Annotated in this window: 14 protein-coding genes; 5 read left to right on the top strand and 9 right to left on the bottom strand. The window is 52.2% G+C overall.

Annotated features, from left to right (window positions below):
- Window positions 1-125 precede the first annotated feature (125 nt).
- On the top strand, window positions 126-770 hold the full coding sequence (locus J7I43_RS11195; protein WP_209145760.1) for a hypothetical protein: 645 nt from the start codon (window positions 126-128) through the stop codon (window positions 768-770).
- Between the two features lie 6 nt (window positions 771-776).
- On the opposite strand, the gene J7I43_RS11190 is transcribed toward J7I43_RS11195, so the two are convergent.
- The 8 genes from J7I43_RS11190 to rlmD all read right to left on the bottom strand — a co-directional run bounded on the left by J7I43_RS11190 (window position 777) and on the right by rlmD (window position 9,640).
- Window positions 777-1,385, bottom strand: coding sequence for a DNA-3-methyladenine glycosylase family protein (locus tag J7I43_RS11190; RefSeq protein WP_209145759.1), 609 nt, complete (start codon window positions 1,383-1,385; stop codon window positions 777-779).
- A gap of 2 nt (window positions 1,386-1,387) precedes the next feature.
- A complete protein-coding gene (locus J7I43_RS11185; RefSeq protein ID WP_209145758.1) occupies window positions 1,388-2,350 on the bottom strand; it encodes a M28 family peptidase in 963 nt (320 codons plus the stop codon).
- Window positions 2,350-3,846 (bottom strand): cysteine--tRNA ligase, encoded by a 1,497-nt coding sequence (gene cysS / locus J7I43_RS11180; RefSeq protein ID WP_209145757.1) that lies wholly within the window; start codon window positions 3,844-3,846, stop codon window positions 2,350-2,352. Before cysS ends, J7I43_RS11185 begins: the two co-directional genes overlap by 1 nt.
- A 92-nt stretch (window positions 3,847-3,938) precedes the next feature.
- Window positions 3,939-5,057, bottom strand: coding sequence for an endonuclease/exonuclease/phosphatase family protein (locus J7I43_RS11175; protein ID WP_209145756.1), 1,119 nt, complete (start codon window positions 5,055-5,057; stop codon window positions 3,939-3,941).
- 112 nt (window positions 5,058-5,169) lie between these two features.
- Window positions 5,170-6,267, bottom strand: coding sequence for an endonuclease/exonuclease/phosphatase family protein (locus J7I43_RS11170; protein ID WP_209145755.1), 1,098 nt, complete (start codon window positions 6,265-6,267; stop codon window positions 5,170-5,172).
- 75 nt (window positions 6,268-6,342) lie between these two features.
- Entirely contained in the window at window positions 6,343-7,299 is a 957-nt protein-coding gene (locus tag J7I43_RS11165; protein ID WP_209145754.1) for a rhomboid family intramembrane serine protease, read from the bottom strand.
- 36 nt (window positions 7,300-7,335) lie between these two features.
- Window positions 7,336-8,118, bottom strand: coding sequence for a rhomboid family intramembrane serine protease (locus J7I43_RS11160; RefSeq protein WP_209145753.1), 783 nt, complete (start codon window positions 8,116-8,118; stop codon window positions 7,336-7,338).
- A 112-nt stretch (window positions 8,119-8,230) separates the two neighbouring features.
- Window positions 8,231-9,640 (bottom strand): 23S rRNA (uracil(1939)-C(5))-methyltransferase RlmD, encoded by a 1,410-nt coding sequence (gene rlmD, locus J7I43_RS11155; RefSeq protein ID WP_209145752.1) that lies wholly within the window; start codon window positions 9,638-9,640, stop codon window positions 8,231-8,233.
- Window positions 9,641-9,682: 42 nt separating this feature from the next.
- Between rlmD and J7I43_RS11150 the strand changes: the two genes are divergently transcribed.
- From J7I43_RS11150 to J7I43_RS11135, 4 genes are all read left to right on the top strand, one after another.
- Window positions 9,683-11,086 carry a TlpA disulfide reductase family protein gene (locus J7I43_RS11150; protein ID WP_209145751.1) on the top strand — a complete coding sequence of 468 codons (1,404 nt, stop codon included), beginning with the start codon at window positions 9,683-9,685 and terminating at the stop codon, window positions 11,084-11,086.
- Between the two features lie 97 nt (window positions 11,087-11,183).
- Entirely contained in the window at window positions 11,184-11,882 is a 699-nt protein-coding gene (locus J7I43_RS11145; RefSeq protein WP_209145750.1) for a porin family protein, read from the top strand.
- Between the two features lie 83 nt (window positions 11,883-11,965).
- The gene (locus J7I43_RS11140) at window positions 11,966-12,589 is read left to right on the top strand and encodes a porin family protein (protein ID WP_209145749.1); all 624 of its coding nucleotides are present in this window, start codon (window positions 11,966-11,968) and stop codon (window positions 12,587-12,589) included.
- Between the two features lie 340 nt (window positions 12,590-12,929).
- Window positions 12,930-13,640: an outer membrane beta-barrel protein gene (locus J7I43_RS11135; RefSeq protein ID WP_209145748.1), complete on the top strand. Its 711-nt coding sequence runs from the start codon at window positions 12,930-12,932 to the stop codon at window positions 13,638-13,640.
- Window positions 13,641-13,843: 203 nt separating this feature from the next.
- On the opposite strand, the gene metF is transcribed toward J7I43_RS11135, so the two are convergent.
- Window positions 13,844-14,797: a methylenetetrahydrofolate reductase [NAD(P)H] gene (metF, locus tag J7I43_RS11130; RefSeq protein WP_209145747.1), complete on the bottom strand. Its 954-nt coding sequence runs from the start codon at window positions 14,795-14,797 to the stop codon at window positions 13,844-13,846.
- Between the last annotated feature and the right edge of the window lie 24 nt (window positions 14,798-14,821).

Genomic DNA, 14,821 nt, shown 5'->3' with positions numbered 1-14,821 from the left:
GTTCGATTTAGATTGACCCGCTCAAGTTATCTAGTTTACGCTTAAATATTTTCTAAATAAAGCGTATAAAGTACCCCTTTCTTTAAAAAAATAACCGGTAACTTAGGATACAGAATCCGCCGGTTATGAAAAGGAGACCCCTCGCTGCCCTGTTCATTACGATACTGCTGCTGGCCGCCTGCAAAAAGGAATCGAGCCTTGAAGAGCCTTTTAAGCCCAATTACTGCGATTATGCCCCTTACAGCACAGGCTCGGTTTTCAGTTACGAAATGGCGGACGTGCTTACGGGCGACACGCTGGCATACACGCTGCGCGTGGAAGGAGATACGACGTACAATAACGAGCCGTTCCGGAAACTGACAGACGATTTCACCGGCGAATATTCGCTGTTCCGCTGCGGTGGCGGCAATTACGAACAGCTGCTGGACGTTTCCGCCATCCCCGACGCCCCACCAGATCCTATCAAAACGGTTTACCTGAAAGACGATCTCCGCCTGGGCGAACATTGGGAAGAACTGATCCCCGTTTCATTGCCCGTTATCGGTGACGTGAATATCACCATCACTTACACCATCATCCAGAAGGGAACCAGCAAAACCGTGCTCGCAGAGACTTTCAGCGACGTGATCGGCGTGCGCATGGAAGTGTCCGTTCCACCGGTGTTGCCGCCGGAAACTTTAATGGTCAATTATTATGCAAAAGGAGTGGGGCTTATCCAGGTAGACCGGTTCGAGGATACGACACGCCTGAAAAGCTACACCATCGAGTAACTCCGGTTATTTTGTGTCTTTCCACATCCAGAGGTAACGGCAGGCGTGCGTTCGGTAAGGCGCCCAGCGCCCGGAGAGAGTTTGCAGCTTTTCGCGGTAAGCTTTTTTATCGCTGGGGTCGAGTTTGTAAAGTTTATTCATGGCCTGCTGCAGCCCGAGATCGTCCATGGCGAACACGTCTTCCCGGCCGAGATAAAACATCAGCAGCATTTCCACCGTCCAGCGGCCCACGCCTTTGATCTGCGTGAGATAAGCCAGTATGTCCGCGTCTTCCATTTTGCGGAGTTTCGCATCGGTCAGTTTTTCTTCCACTACGAACCGCGCAACATTGTGCACATAACTCACTTTCGCATTGGAAAGACCAATGGCGCGCAGGGTTTCGGGCGGCGTGTCCAGGATCTGCTGCGCGCCCGGCTCTTTGCCGCCATACAGCTGGAGAAAACGTTTGTAGATCACTTCCGCCACTTTTACAGACAGCTGCTGGCTCATGATGGAACCGATCAGCTTTAGCGCGATGTTTTTTTTGACGGGCAGCTCGCTCAGCGGCGAAGCGATGATGTTCCTGAGTTTTTTGTCTTTACTGAGATGGGCGATATAAACATCATGATGCGTCATAATCAGTATTTAAAAGGTTCTCCGTACAAGAGCGCAAGCAGGGGCTGGCCCACGGCGGCAAGCGTTTGCCGGTCTATTACTGAAATGTTGTCGGCGGTGGTATGATGATGCGCCATCAATTCGCCGGTGGGGCGCGTGGCGATGATGTCGAACGTAGGTATTTTCAGCAGATCGTTCACATAAGTATGATCGTCTTCGATAAAAAACGGCCCGTTGGAAGGCGTTTCGTAGCGGAAATATTCAGACGAGCCGGTTTTGTGCGCCACGTCCCAGAACATTTTCATCTGTGCGCCGGCGAACTGCTGCGAAGTGCCTTCCATATAAAAACGCGCGTTACGCGCGCCGACCATGTCGAGCAAAATGCCATAAGCGGCCGTGTAGCCCGGCACATGCGGCGTGCGGGCCCAGTATTGGGTGCCAAGGCAATAATCGTTTCCATAATCTTCCGCGTCGGTAAAAAGCAGGTCGATGCCGTAGCCGGGTTTTTGGGTTTTGAGATGACGCGCCACTTCCAGCAGCACGGCGGTGCCGCTGCCGCCATCGTCTGCCCCGTCGAAGGATTGTTTCGCATTGGCGGCGTCTTTATCGGCAACGGGCCGCGTGTCCCAATGGGTCAGCAGCAGCACGCGCCTTTTCACAGAAGGGTTGAAGGCGGCGATGATATTGATGCAGGGAAGATTTTTTCCTTCGGAATTAACGTTCACGCGCTGCACGTACACCGTATCCGCCAACGTGCGCAGGCGGGCGATAAGCCATTCCGCACAGGCCTGCTGCGCTTTGGCGCCGGGAATACGCGGCCCGAAGCTTACCTGTTTTTCGATGGACGCATAGGCGCTGTCCGCCGAAAACACGGGTACGGCGGCGAACGGTTTTTTAATATCGGCAGAATCGGCCGCCGTTGGCTGTTTGCTTCCGCTGTTGCAGGCTGCAAGCGCAACGGCTGCCCAAAGAAGGTATTTCCGCATTATTCGATGGCGTATGTAACGGTCCCGTCTTTTTCGTCTTTCAGCTGGATACCGATAGACAGCAGCTGGTTCCGTATTTTATCTGAAGTGGCGTAATCTTTTTTGCCTTTGGCTTCCTTGCGGATCTCGATCAGCAGCTGCAGCACGCCGTCCAGCTTGTTGCTGTCTTCGGGTTTTTCTGGCTGCAGGCCCAGGATGTCGATCATGTAGGTTTGCCAGGTGATCTTTAGCAGGTCGAATGTATTCTGGCTGATCTCGTGCATTTTGATCTGGCCGCCGCGAAGGGAGTTGATCACAGGAGACAGTTCAAAGAGATTGGCCAGCACTTTGGCGGTGCTGAGGTCGTCGTTCATGGCAACGGCGCAATCGCGGCACCATTCCTGCACCTGTTTGTCCAGCTCTTCGTTAACGGCGGCGCCGTTGCTCACATAGCTGAGCTTTTGCAGCACTTCGTAGGCGTACCAGAGGCGGGCAAGACCTTTTTCCGCGGCCTGCAGGGCTTCGTTGGAGAAGTCGAGCGTGCTGCGGTAATGGGTCTGGAGAATGAAGAAACGGATGGTCATGGGGCTGTAACCCCTTTCCAGCAAGGGATGCGTGCCGGCGAACAGTTCCGTCAGGCGGATCACGTTGCCATAGCTTTTGCCCATTTTTTTCCCGTTGATGGTGATCATGTTGTTATGCACCCAGTAACGGGCCATCAATTCACCGTGCGCTACTTCGCTCTGCGCGATCTCGCATTCGTGGTGGGGGAACTGGAGGTCCATGCCGCCGCCGTGAATGTCGAACTGTTTGCCGAGATATTTGCTGCTCATGGCGGAGCACTCGATGTGCCATCCCGGGAAACCTTCGCCCCATGGGCTGGGCCAGCGCATGAGATGTTCGGCGGGCGCTTTTTTCCACAGCGCAAAATCGACCTTGTTTTTCTTTTCGTCCTGGTTGTCCAGCTCGCGCGTGGTTTCCAGCTGGTCTTCTATCACGCGGCCGCTGAGGATGCCGTAGTGATGGTTCTCCGAATATTTTTTCACGTCGAAATACACGGAACCGTTGGCTTCGTAAGCATAACCGTCTGCCATGATCTTTTTGATCATTTCGATCTGCTCCACGATGTGGCCGGTAGCCGTAGGCTCGATGCTGGGCTTGAGCGTGTTGAACTGTTCCATGGCCCAATGGTAAAGATTGGTGTATTTCTGCACCAGTTCCATCGGTTCCAGTTTTTCGAGCAGCGCGCCTTTGGCGATCTTGTCTTCCGCCGCGCGGCCTTCTTCCTCGAAATGCCCCGCATCGGTAATGTTGCGCACATAACGCACTTTATAACCGAGATGCAGCAGGTAGCGGAACAGCACGTCGAACGTGATGAACGGCCGTGCATGGCCCAGGTGCGATTCGCCGGACACGGTGGGGCCGCATACGTACATGCCCACATGACCGGGATATAACGGAGTGAAAACTTCTTTTTGTCGGCTTAGGGTATTGTGTAGTTTTAGTTGTTCTGACATATCAATTGATTCGATCGGCGAATTTCGGATTTTATCACCCTAATTTCGAATTTTTTAGCCAAAAGGAGCCCACAAATTACGAATGGCGCTCGTCAGCGCTTCAGCTGCAGGTTTGCGATCACGGGGTAGTGGTCGCTGAGGCGGGAGTGGATGGTGTTGAAACCGTTTACCGTAAAGGCTTTGTCTGCAAAAATGTAATCTATCCGCAGTGTGGGCGAAATACCGGAAAAAGTGCGCCCGATGCCGCTGCCTTTTTTGAGGAACGCGTCCTGCAGGTTTCCTTTTACGGTAAAATAAGTGTAAGAAGCGGGCGTATCGTTAAAGTCGCCGCAAACGATCACCGGGTGCGGGCTGGTTTTGATGAAATCCGCTACGATATTGGCCTGGCGGCTGCGGCGGATGTACGCGTCGCGCATTTTGTAGATGATGCCTTTGGCGGCCACCAGCCCGGTATCTTCCCGTTTCCGCACCTTTTCGATGCTTTGATAATCCTGCGCGTTGAAACGGTACGATTCCAGGTGCATGTTCACGATGCGAAGCGTGTCTTTTTCTTTCAATACGTCCGCAAAAATGAGGCTTTCGCCCAGCGGGCCGGGAGACAATTTCACTTTGTCCGCCTTCAGAATGCGGTACCGGGAAAAAATAATCGTGCCCCAGTGCTGGCTGCCGCCGCGGTTGAAGTCGCTGGAAAAAAAGCGGTGCGGCATGTCCAGCAGGCTGCTGATGTCTTCGCGGTTATTAAAATCCCCGCTTTTTTCGGAAGTATAAAAATCCTGCAGGCAAAGCACGTCCGGCTGATGTTGTTTGATCAGCTTAAAAATGCCTTCCCGCACGGGTTTGCTGTCTTTTTTCGCGTACAGGCCAAACAGCGCCACGTTGTAGCTCATCACATTAAAAGTGCCTTCGGGCTTGCGGGTGCTTTCCCAATCGGAAGGCCAGCGCAGGGAAATAAAAGCGGAAACGGACTTCCAGCCGACCAGCAGCGCGATAATAGGGATCAGCGCGTATTTGGGGTGGAAGATGAGCCAGAAGACCATGAACAGCAGCAATGCGCCGAGCAGGAAAGGAAAACCGAGGGTGATGAAACTGATCGGCCAGAACCTCACCGGCGAAATGAAGGGCACCAGGCAAGCAAGGAGGAAAAACAGAACAACCACGATGTTCACGGTCAGGAAGAACCCTTTTGTAAATAGTCGTAAAAATTTCAACAAGCTAGGTATTTGGCCGCTATAAATTTAACGTATTAAAAAACAACGTGTTAATAAATTTAAGCCATTGTTGTGGAACAGGCGCTTTTGTATTTGAAATCGTTGTATAGTGTGATCAATGTTTCAGTGAAAGGCGCGCCATAACGGGGAAATGTTGCAGCCCTTTTTCGCGGTGGATGGAAAAATCTTCCACCGTAAATTCTTTCCCGGCCAGTACGTAGTCGATGCGGAGGGTAGGCGAGAGGGCGGCGTACGTTCTGCCGAAGCCGGAGCCTTTCTCCAGGAAAGCGTCCTGCAGTTTGCCGCCGCGGATCGTTTTGTAGGTATAGGAAAGCGGGATGGCGTTAAAATCGCCGGTCACGATCACCGGGTATTTGCTTTTAGCGACCTCCCCCGCCATGATCTCCGCCTGGCGCACGCGGTTGGCGAAGCTGCGGCGCATCTTGCCCATCACGGATTTGATCTTCCCCCCGTCCGTACTGCCCACCGCGTCGTAATCGCCGGTGTTCAGCCTGTAGGAGGAAAGATGGCCGGTAAGCAGCTGCACCGTATCGCCATGCACCAGCAGTTTCACGCTCACCAGGTCTTCGTTGTTTTTATAACCGCCCCTGAACGCAATGCGCGCCGTATCCACGATCGGGAAACGCGAAAAAACGACGGTGCCGTAATGCCAGGTTTTCCAGTTGGTGTAATGTTTCACGAAATAATGATAAGGATAGCTGCAGCTGCGCTGGATGTTTTCGAGATGCGGCTGCTGGTCCGGATGCTCGTTGGTATAAAATTCCTGCACGCACAGCACATCGGGCCGGGCCGTTTGCAGGATGCGGTAGATGTTTTCGCGGATGGGCGGATTTTCTTTATACTTCGTCAGCCCCATGGAGCTGGAGTTAAAGCTCATTACGGTGAAAGATTGTTTCGTGGCGGTTTTGCCGGAACCGAAAAGGTTAAAGCCCCAGGATACCGAAAGCCCGCGCACCGAAACGATCAGCGCCAGCAGCGATATCAGCCAGTATTTTTTGCGGGCAAACAGCCAGCCCGGGATAAAAAGCAGGCAGATCAGCCACAGCAGCGGGAATGCGAACCCGGCGAATCCGGCGGGCCAAAACGATGCGGGGCTCACCATGGGCAGTAAAGCGGAACAGATCAGGCCGGCGGCGCATAATATATTTCCATATAAGAAGGTCCGGCGGAGAATAGCAGGTACAGGTTTCACTGTTGGGGGGTTATTGTGCGTTGAAAATTACGCTAATATACTCCGTCCGCGTGATTTTTCGCAGTAAAATGAAAGTTAATTCCCCGGCTCCTGTTCCCTGCTGGCGCGCAACAGCGTTTCTTTTTCTTCCGGGCTGAGGCTTTGCATGCCCTGTTCGCTGATCTTGTCCAGCAGTTCGTTGATCTTGTGCTCTGGAATGTGGCCCACTTTCACGAATGGCGCGGGATTGGCGGTTTTGCGGGAAGGTTTGTCCGCCTCCATCAATTCTTCGCGCAGCGCATCTTTGTCTTTTTTGGAATGGAACACATGCGAAACGTTGAAGAAAACCGCGTTGAAGCGGGCAGACCAGTTATGGCCTTTTTTGTACCGGTTCATAAACAGGAAGCCCATAAAAGCGCCGCCCGCGAGATACAGCAGGGTGGCGCCGCTGCCATTGCCGGTGAAAACGGAGGTAAGATAAAGGGCGATATAAATGAGGGTGATGATCCAGACGGGGATGCCGCCTCTCAGCAGCAACGGGAATACGCGGTTGCCGGGAGCCAGTGTGGTAACGCCGATAGCGAGGGCCGTTACGCCCGCGCCTGCGCCCATTACGCCTGCGCCTGCTGCCGCGAGCGGTTGCAGGGAAGGAACGAACTGCATGCCGGCGATATAAAAGGTGTAGCCGCAAAGGCTGCCGAAAACATACAGGGGAACGATCACGCGGAAACCGGAAGCCTGCTGCAGCAGTGTGCCGAAGCAGAACAGCCATACCATGTTGGAAAAGATGTCCCAAAACCCGGTATGGGTGAACATGGCCGTGAGCAAGGTCCAGGGCTTGGTGAGCAGTGTCATGGGTTGTGCAGACACGACTGTGTTCCGGAGAATGTCGTTATCAAAATCCGCGACGGAAAAATTTTCCAGCTGGTAAATGATCTTGATAAAATACAGGAGGATGTATACGGTAACGTTCAGAAGCAGTAGCTGGGTAACCATATTCCTTTCTTCCCCTAAAGACAACCGCGGCATCCGTTCTTTTTCGGCTACTTCCATGGTTCTGGTGTTTGTTACAAATTTAAGATTTTACGCTCAATAAAAGTCGCGCCGGTTGCGTTTGGCCCATACTTTCAGGAGGATATAAGCAAATAACACGCCACCCAGGTGCGCAAAGTGCGCCACGTTGTCGCCGCCGGAGTTGTTGAACCCCAGGAACAGCTCCAGCAGGATGTACCCGCCGATAAAATATTTTGCTTTGATGGGAAATGGAATGGGTAAAATAAAAAGGTAGCTGTTGGGAAAAAGATACCCGAACGCAAAGAGCACCCCGAATACCGCGCCAGAAGCGCCTACTGTAGGCACGTTAGCGTAAGCTTCCCTGAAATCGGACAGAAGGAACCGTGCATATGTAATCATTTCCCGGGATTCGGGGGGTAATGTGGCCCAGGCGTCCGTAAAGCTTTGCATCGTGAACCCCGGTATATTGACCGGCAACCTGGTCGGCTCAAAAAACTGCATCCCGTATTTATCGTAGATCTTCAGGTAGCTGCTGAATGACGGGGAAACATTAAAATTATTAATATCCGCTGCAAGTTTCATATTGTCATATGTCAATACCCCCATATGACATAAAGCGGCGCCAATGCCGCAGATCATATAAAATATCAGGAAACGTTTAGGCCCCCAGCGGTTTTCGAGCGCGCTGCCGAACATCCACAATGCGAACATGTTGGAAAAAAGATGCGCAAAACTTCCGTGCATAAACAGGTGAGTGATGATCTGATGCGGACGGAAAAGCTCGGAACCCCAGTAGTGGAGCCCGAACATCGCCTCAAGATTGCTGGATTGGAGGGTGATCTGTGCGAGATAAACCAATCCGTTTATAATAAGGAGATTTTTGATTACCAAGGGCAACAGTTGGAATCTCCCGGGCCTGAATTCACTCATTGCATTTACGCTTAATCGTTTCTGGTTACTGTTTCACTGTTTAATACCTGCGCTTCAGCAGCGCCACGTTTTCAATATGATGGGTGTGCGGGAACATGTCTACCGCCTGCACTTTCTCCACACTGTATTTTTCGCTCAGCAAAGCGAGGTCTCTCGCTTGCGTAGCCGGGTTACACGATACGTATACGATCCGGGGAGCCGCCACTTCCAGCAGTTTTGCCGTAAGTTTCTCGTGCATGCCCGCCCTCGGCGGATCGGTTATGATCACATCCGGCGCGCCATGGGCGGCAAAAAACGCGTCGTCGCAAATATCGATCACATCCCCTGCAAAAAACGTGGCGTTTTTTACGCCGTTGGCTTCCGCGTTTTCCCGCGCATCGTCTATCGCTTCGCTGATCAATTCGATGCCCACCACTTTTCCCGCCTGCCGGCTCACAAAGATACCGATGCTGCCGGTTCCGCAATACAGGTCGTATACGGTTTCCGTGCCGGTTAGCCCCGCAAACTCGCGGGTGATGCGGTAGAGGGCTTCACCCTGGTAAGTATTGGTCTGGAAAAAAGATTTCGGGCCGATCTTGAAGGTGAAATCCTCCAGCTTTTCTTCCACATAGCCTTTCCCGTAATACACGCGCGGCTCCAGGTCGAAAATGCTGTCGTTTTTCTTCGGGTTGATCGTGTACAGCAGCGTGGTGATGGCCGGTACCTTTTCCAGCAGGTGGTCCAGCAGGGCTTCGCGCTCGGCTTTGTCCTCATGATGGATCACCAGGTTCGCCATTACCTCGCCGGTAGTACAGATGCGCAGCACGAGGTTGCGCAGCCAGCCCTCCTGCTGGCGGATGTCGTAAAAAGACAGTCCCCGCTCTTCCGCCCAGGCACGCACCGTATTTTTGATCAGGTTGGCCGGCTCTTCCTGCAAATGGCAGGTCTGGATGTCGAGCACCTTGTCGAACAGCTTGGGGATGTGGAACCCGAGCGCGTTGCGGCGGGGCCATTCTTCCCCGGCTGCGCGGATCTCTTCGTCTGTCAGGTAAGCTTTATTGGAAAAGGTGAATTCGAGTTTGTTGCGGTAACGCCTCGTTTCCTTCGCGCCCAGGATGGGCGGCATGGATGGAAGTTCGAGATGGCCGATGCGGCGCAGGTGGTCTTCCACCTGCTGCTGTTTGTAGGCCAGTTGTTTTTCATACGGCAGCATCTGCCATTTACAGCCCCCGCACAGCCCGAAATGCTGGCAGAAAGGCTCCGTGCGGTCGGGAGACAGGCTGTGGATGCGGATGGCCTTTCCTTCAGCCCAGTCTTTTTTGTTTTTGCCGAGTTTCACGTCCACCACATCGCCGGGCACCACGCCGCCTTCAATAAATATTACTTTACCGTCTACCCGCGCCAATGCCTTGCCTTCGGCGGCATAAGCGGTTACGGGCACGTTTTCGAGAACAACATTTTTTTTCCTCACGGGTGCAAAGGTAGGACGGTTTTAGTTACTTTTATTGCACCTATGCAAAAACTGCTATATCTCCTGCTTTGCTGCCTTGGTGGCGCTTCCTCCCTGTATGGCCAGGGTTACAACATTTCCGTACAGCTGAAAGGCTACACGCATGGTACGCTTTATCTCGGTCATTATATGGGGAAAACCACGTATGTGATGGATTCCGCGCAGATCAGCCCGGCCGGAACCGCCGTGCTCAAAGGCGCGGAAACCCAGCCCGGGGGCATTTATCTTATCGTATTGCCCGGCAAACAACGGTATTTCGAGATCCTTCTTGATAAAACACAGACCTTTTCCATTGTTGCGGACACGGCCAACCTGATCACCGGCACGGAGTACCGCAATTCGCCGGACAACACCATGTTCAGCGCCTACAACAAATTCATCGCGCAAAATTCGGCGGAGATACAAAAACAACTGGGCGCGGCGCGCAACGCGGAAGATTCCGCCAAAGTACGCCCGCTCATGGACGCGTTCAACAAACAATTACAGGAATACCGCGGCAAAGTGATCTCGGAACATCCGCAGTCGCTGCTGGCCAGCATTTTCAAAGCCATGCGCGAACCGGCGATACCGCCCATGCCGAAAAAGGCAGACGGTTCCCTCGATTCCACCTATCCTTATTTCGTATATAAAAACAATTACTGGAAAGACGTGAACCTGGCAGACGGCAGGCTGGTGCGCACGCCCGTGCTGGAAACCAAGCTGGACCGTTATTTCAGCCAGCTCGTGGCGCCTTTGCCCGATTCCGCCATCGTGGAGGCGGACGCGCTGATCGCCAAAACAAAAAAAGATAAAGAGAGCTTCAAATTCGTGCTGTGGTGGATCACGCGGCATTATGAAAACTCGCAGATCATGGGTATGGACGCCGTGTTCGTGCACCTGGTGGAGAAATATTACATGAAAGGCGATGCCTACTGGCTCACCGAAGAACAGAAAAACAAGATCGTAGAAAGGGCGGTCACTATCGCGCCGAACCTGATCGGGCAGCAGGCCGCACCGCTGGTGCTGCAGGATACGGCCGCCAAACGGGCATCCCTGTACGACATTAAGTCCAAATACACGGTGGTAGTATTTTGGGACCCCACCTGCGGGCATTGTATCACGGAAGTGCCTAAACTGGATTCCGCGTTCAACGCCAGCTGGAAGAAAAAAGGCGTTACGATGTACGGCGTGAGAACGGACGGCACCAAAGACGAATGGACGAAATTCATCCGCGACAAACACCTCAGCGGCTGGATACACGCCTGGGACCCGGAATACAAAAGTAACTACCGCAAGTTTTACGATGTGTATGCAACCCCGGTAGTGTACCTGCTCGACGAACATAAAAAGATCCTCGCCAAACGGCTGGGCGTAACCCAATTAGACGAGTTTCTGCAACGCGAATTAAACGGGAAGCCGCAACAATAGCCCTTTGCAATATGTTCATTTACAACAGGATAAAAATAACAATTTGTCCTTTGGCACGTTCTTTGGATTCTTTATGTCATCACCAAAACCTTAGGTTATGACGAAAAAGATTGTTCTCTCATGTATGGCTATCGGCTTATCGGTAGCTGCAATGGCGCAGGTTAGAGTAGGTGTGAAAGGTGGCTGGAACATCGCGAATGTTACCAACACCAATAGCGGCGGTACGGACGACAGCCGTTCCTTGAATTCTTTCCATGTAGGCGCTATCGCGGACTTTCCGCTCTCTGAAATAATTTCCCTGCAGCCGGGTGTTCTGTACACCGGCAAGGGCACGAAAGTCGAATCCGGTGAAGAAGGCAGTGCTGCTTACTTCAAAACCACCACCAATCCCCAGTACATCGAAATCCCCGTAAACTTTGTAGGTAAGATCCCCGTAGGGCAAGACACCCGGTTGTTCCTGGGCGTCGGTCCATATGCGGCCTTTGGCGTGGGTGGTAAAAACAAATACGAATCCACCATTGCGGGCGTGAACACTTCCGGCGAGGAAAGCATCAAGTGGGACGATGATACCCCGCTCAATTCCGGCGACCCCAACCAGGGCTACGACAAATACAAACGTTTCGACTATGGCGGTAACATACTGGCAGGAGTGGAATTCAACAATTTCCTGGTATCCGCGCAATACGGCATGGGCTTTGGTAAGTTATATTCCGGGTCAGACGACAGCCGTTCCGACAAGAGTAAAAACCGGGTATGGAGTTTCTCCATCGGTTATCTTTTTGGCGGCACGAAATAAACAATTTCGCCCTGAACGAGTTTTATAATAGCGGAAACACCATTTCATCCTAACACATATATCTTTTTAAAACAAAACAACACATGAAAAAAGCACTCTTATCCGTTGCGGCCCTGCTGATTGCCGGCGCCACCTTTGCGCAGACCAAATTCGGGATCGTGGCGGGCCCCAGCTTTTCCAGCTACACCTACAAGATAAGCGGAGACAAGGAGACGAGCAGCCTGCTGACGAATTTCAGGGCTGGCCTTACGGCAGATCTTCAACTGGCGGACGAGTTTTACATTCAGCCAAGCCTGTTATACACCGGCAAAGGCGGTAAGGAAGAAGTACTCGGTTTCGACACCAAAACGAACATTAGCTATCTTGAGCTGCCGATCAACTTCATGTACAAACCCGAAGTCGGCAACGGCAACCTTTTCATTGGCCTCGGTCCCTACTTTGCAGTAGGTTTGGGCGGCAACAGCGAAACCGTGGTAGGTAACTCGGTAGTGAAAAACGACATCGAGTTCGGCGACGAAAACGGCGAAATGAAACGTTTCGACGCCGGCGCTAACTTCCAGGTAGGTTACGAACTGCCGATGGGCCTCAATTTCGGCCTGTTTACAGACCTCGGCCTGATCAATCTCCGCGGTAATGGCGACAGCGACAATTCTTTCAGGAATACCGCTTTTGGCGTGACCGTAGGTTATAAGTTCGGCGCACAATAAAGCCGGGTTTTCATCGCAACTATCCGATAGACCGGTGGGTTATGCATAATGGTTTACCAGTATGCATTTCCTGCCGGTTTTTTATATGCCCGGGCCGAACAATACGGCCCGGAGGAATGTTTATTTTTTGAACCATAATCCTGACATCCAAAGCGCAATGTTAATTTCCGATGATTCCTGCCATTTCATTTCCAGCAAGTTGTGAATTTGAGAAAGTTTTGTGTTATGTTTGCGCCGCATATATAGACTTTGAGAGACCAGACCTGTGTTCGAGCGTATATATACCCCGTTACTTTCTCCTATAGCTCAAAGGTGATACCCCTATTAAAAAAACAACTTTATGAAGATTTCTACATTACTCTTCGTAATGCTTCTCTGCGTTATTGTTCCTGCATTTTCACAGGTTAGTCTTGGCATCCGCAGCGGGTACACCGCATCCAACATGCATATTTCCGGCGAGGCGCCCGGCGGTTTCGGCAGCACGGGGGGCAGCGAAACGTTGCATGGCTGGCATCTGGAGCTGCTGCTGAACGTTCCCGTGGTTGCGGGGTTCTATTTGCAGCCCGGCTTCCGGTACGTAACGAAAGGAGCTGCGCTGGACGAAACGTTTGATATCAAGACCGAGCTTTCCGGCGTGTACATTCCCCGGGGAAGCGCGCTGCGGCTGAATTATTTTGAAATGCCCCTGAATATCGTGTATAAACGCCCGTTATGGAAAGGAAGGGCGACGTTGGGCGTGGGCCCTTACCTGGCGCGCGGGCTTAACGGGCGGTATAGCTACAACATCGTGCAGAACGGGAATACCGTTACAAAACATATCAAAGACGTACAGTTTTCCCGCAGGCACAACGACAATCTCGCCGTACTGCGCATGTATCCCTGGGATGCGGGGGCCAACTTCGCCATCGGTTATGAATTCGACAACTATCTCATGCTGGGCGCCAATTACAGCCTGGGGCTTACAGATAATGACCGCAGCGGGTTTACCGAAAGCAGGAACAGGTATGTTGGCATCAGCGTGGGCGTGCTTTTCAACCGCGAAGATTATTAACCCGTCATCTTATAAGATAAAAAAGCGGGACCGTGCTGAACGGTCCCGCTTTTTTTGTTTGCCGATAGGGGTAAGTGAATTTACCCGCGTCATACTATAGCAATACATCACCAATAAGTTCTAAACAAAAGGTGTGACAGTTATAGGGAAATTATACCATTGCGTGTCAACGCAATGGTTTTTTTATGTGTTGCCGGGAAAGTTTAGATCACGGCGGACACCACCTGCTGGATCACGTGGGGCTTGCCCAGCGTGTAATAGTGCAGTACGGGGGAACCGCCGGCTTTCAGTTCTTTGGACTGCTGTATGAGCCATTCGGTGCCGACTACTTCCACATCTTTGTCCGTTTTGCATTTCGTTACTTCGCTGGCCAGTTCTTCCGGCATGTCTACATGGAAAGTGCGGGGCAGCACGGTAAGCTGCTTACGCGTGGTAAGCGGTTTCAGGCCTGGGATAATGGGAACGGTAATGCCGTTCTCGCGGCATTTTGCCACGAAATCGAAGAATTTTTTGTTGTCGAAGAACATTTGGGTGACGATGTAGTCTGCGCCGCCTTCCACTTTTCTTTTCAGGTACGCCATATCCGTTTGCAGGTTGGGCGCTTCGAAGTGTTTTTCGGGGTAGCCGGCCACGCCGATGCAGAATTTGGTTTTGATGCCGCCCATGAGATCGTCTTCGAGATAGATGCCGTTATTCATGGCGGTCACCTGCTGGAGCAGCTCGAGCGCGTAGCGGTGGCCGTTGGGATGGGCTTCGAAGAAGGTCTCGTTTTTGGGCGCGTCTCCGCGGAGCACGAGCACATTGTCTATACCCAGGAAATTAAGGTCGATGAGGGCGTTTTCGGTCTCTTCCTTGCTGAAACCGCCGCAGATGAGGTGCGGTACTGCGTCGATCTTGTAATGGTTCATGATGGCGGCGCAGATGCCAACGGTACCGGGGCGCTTGCGGATCTCGACTTTATCGAAAGAACCGTCTGCCCGTTTTTTGAACATATGTTCGCTACGGTGATAGGTAACATTGATATACGAAGGCTTGAACTCCATGAGCGGGTCAAGGTGGTCGTAGATAGATTCGATGCTTTTACCTTTCAGGGGCGGCAGGATCTCAAAGGAAATAAGGGTGCCTTTGGCCTGGGAAATATGATCCGTAACTTTCATATAAAGGAGATATCTTTAAAAAAA

The sequence above is a fragment of the Chitinophaga chungangae genome (assembly GCF_017742215.1).
Taxonomy (GTDB): Bacteria; Bacteroidota; Bacteroidia; order Chitinophagales; family Chitinophagaceae; genus Chitinophaga; species Chitinophaga chungangae.
This window is presented reverse-complemented; position numbering and strand designations above follow the sequence as displayed.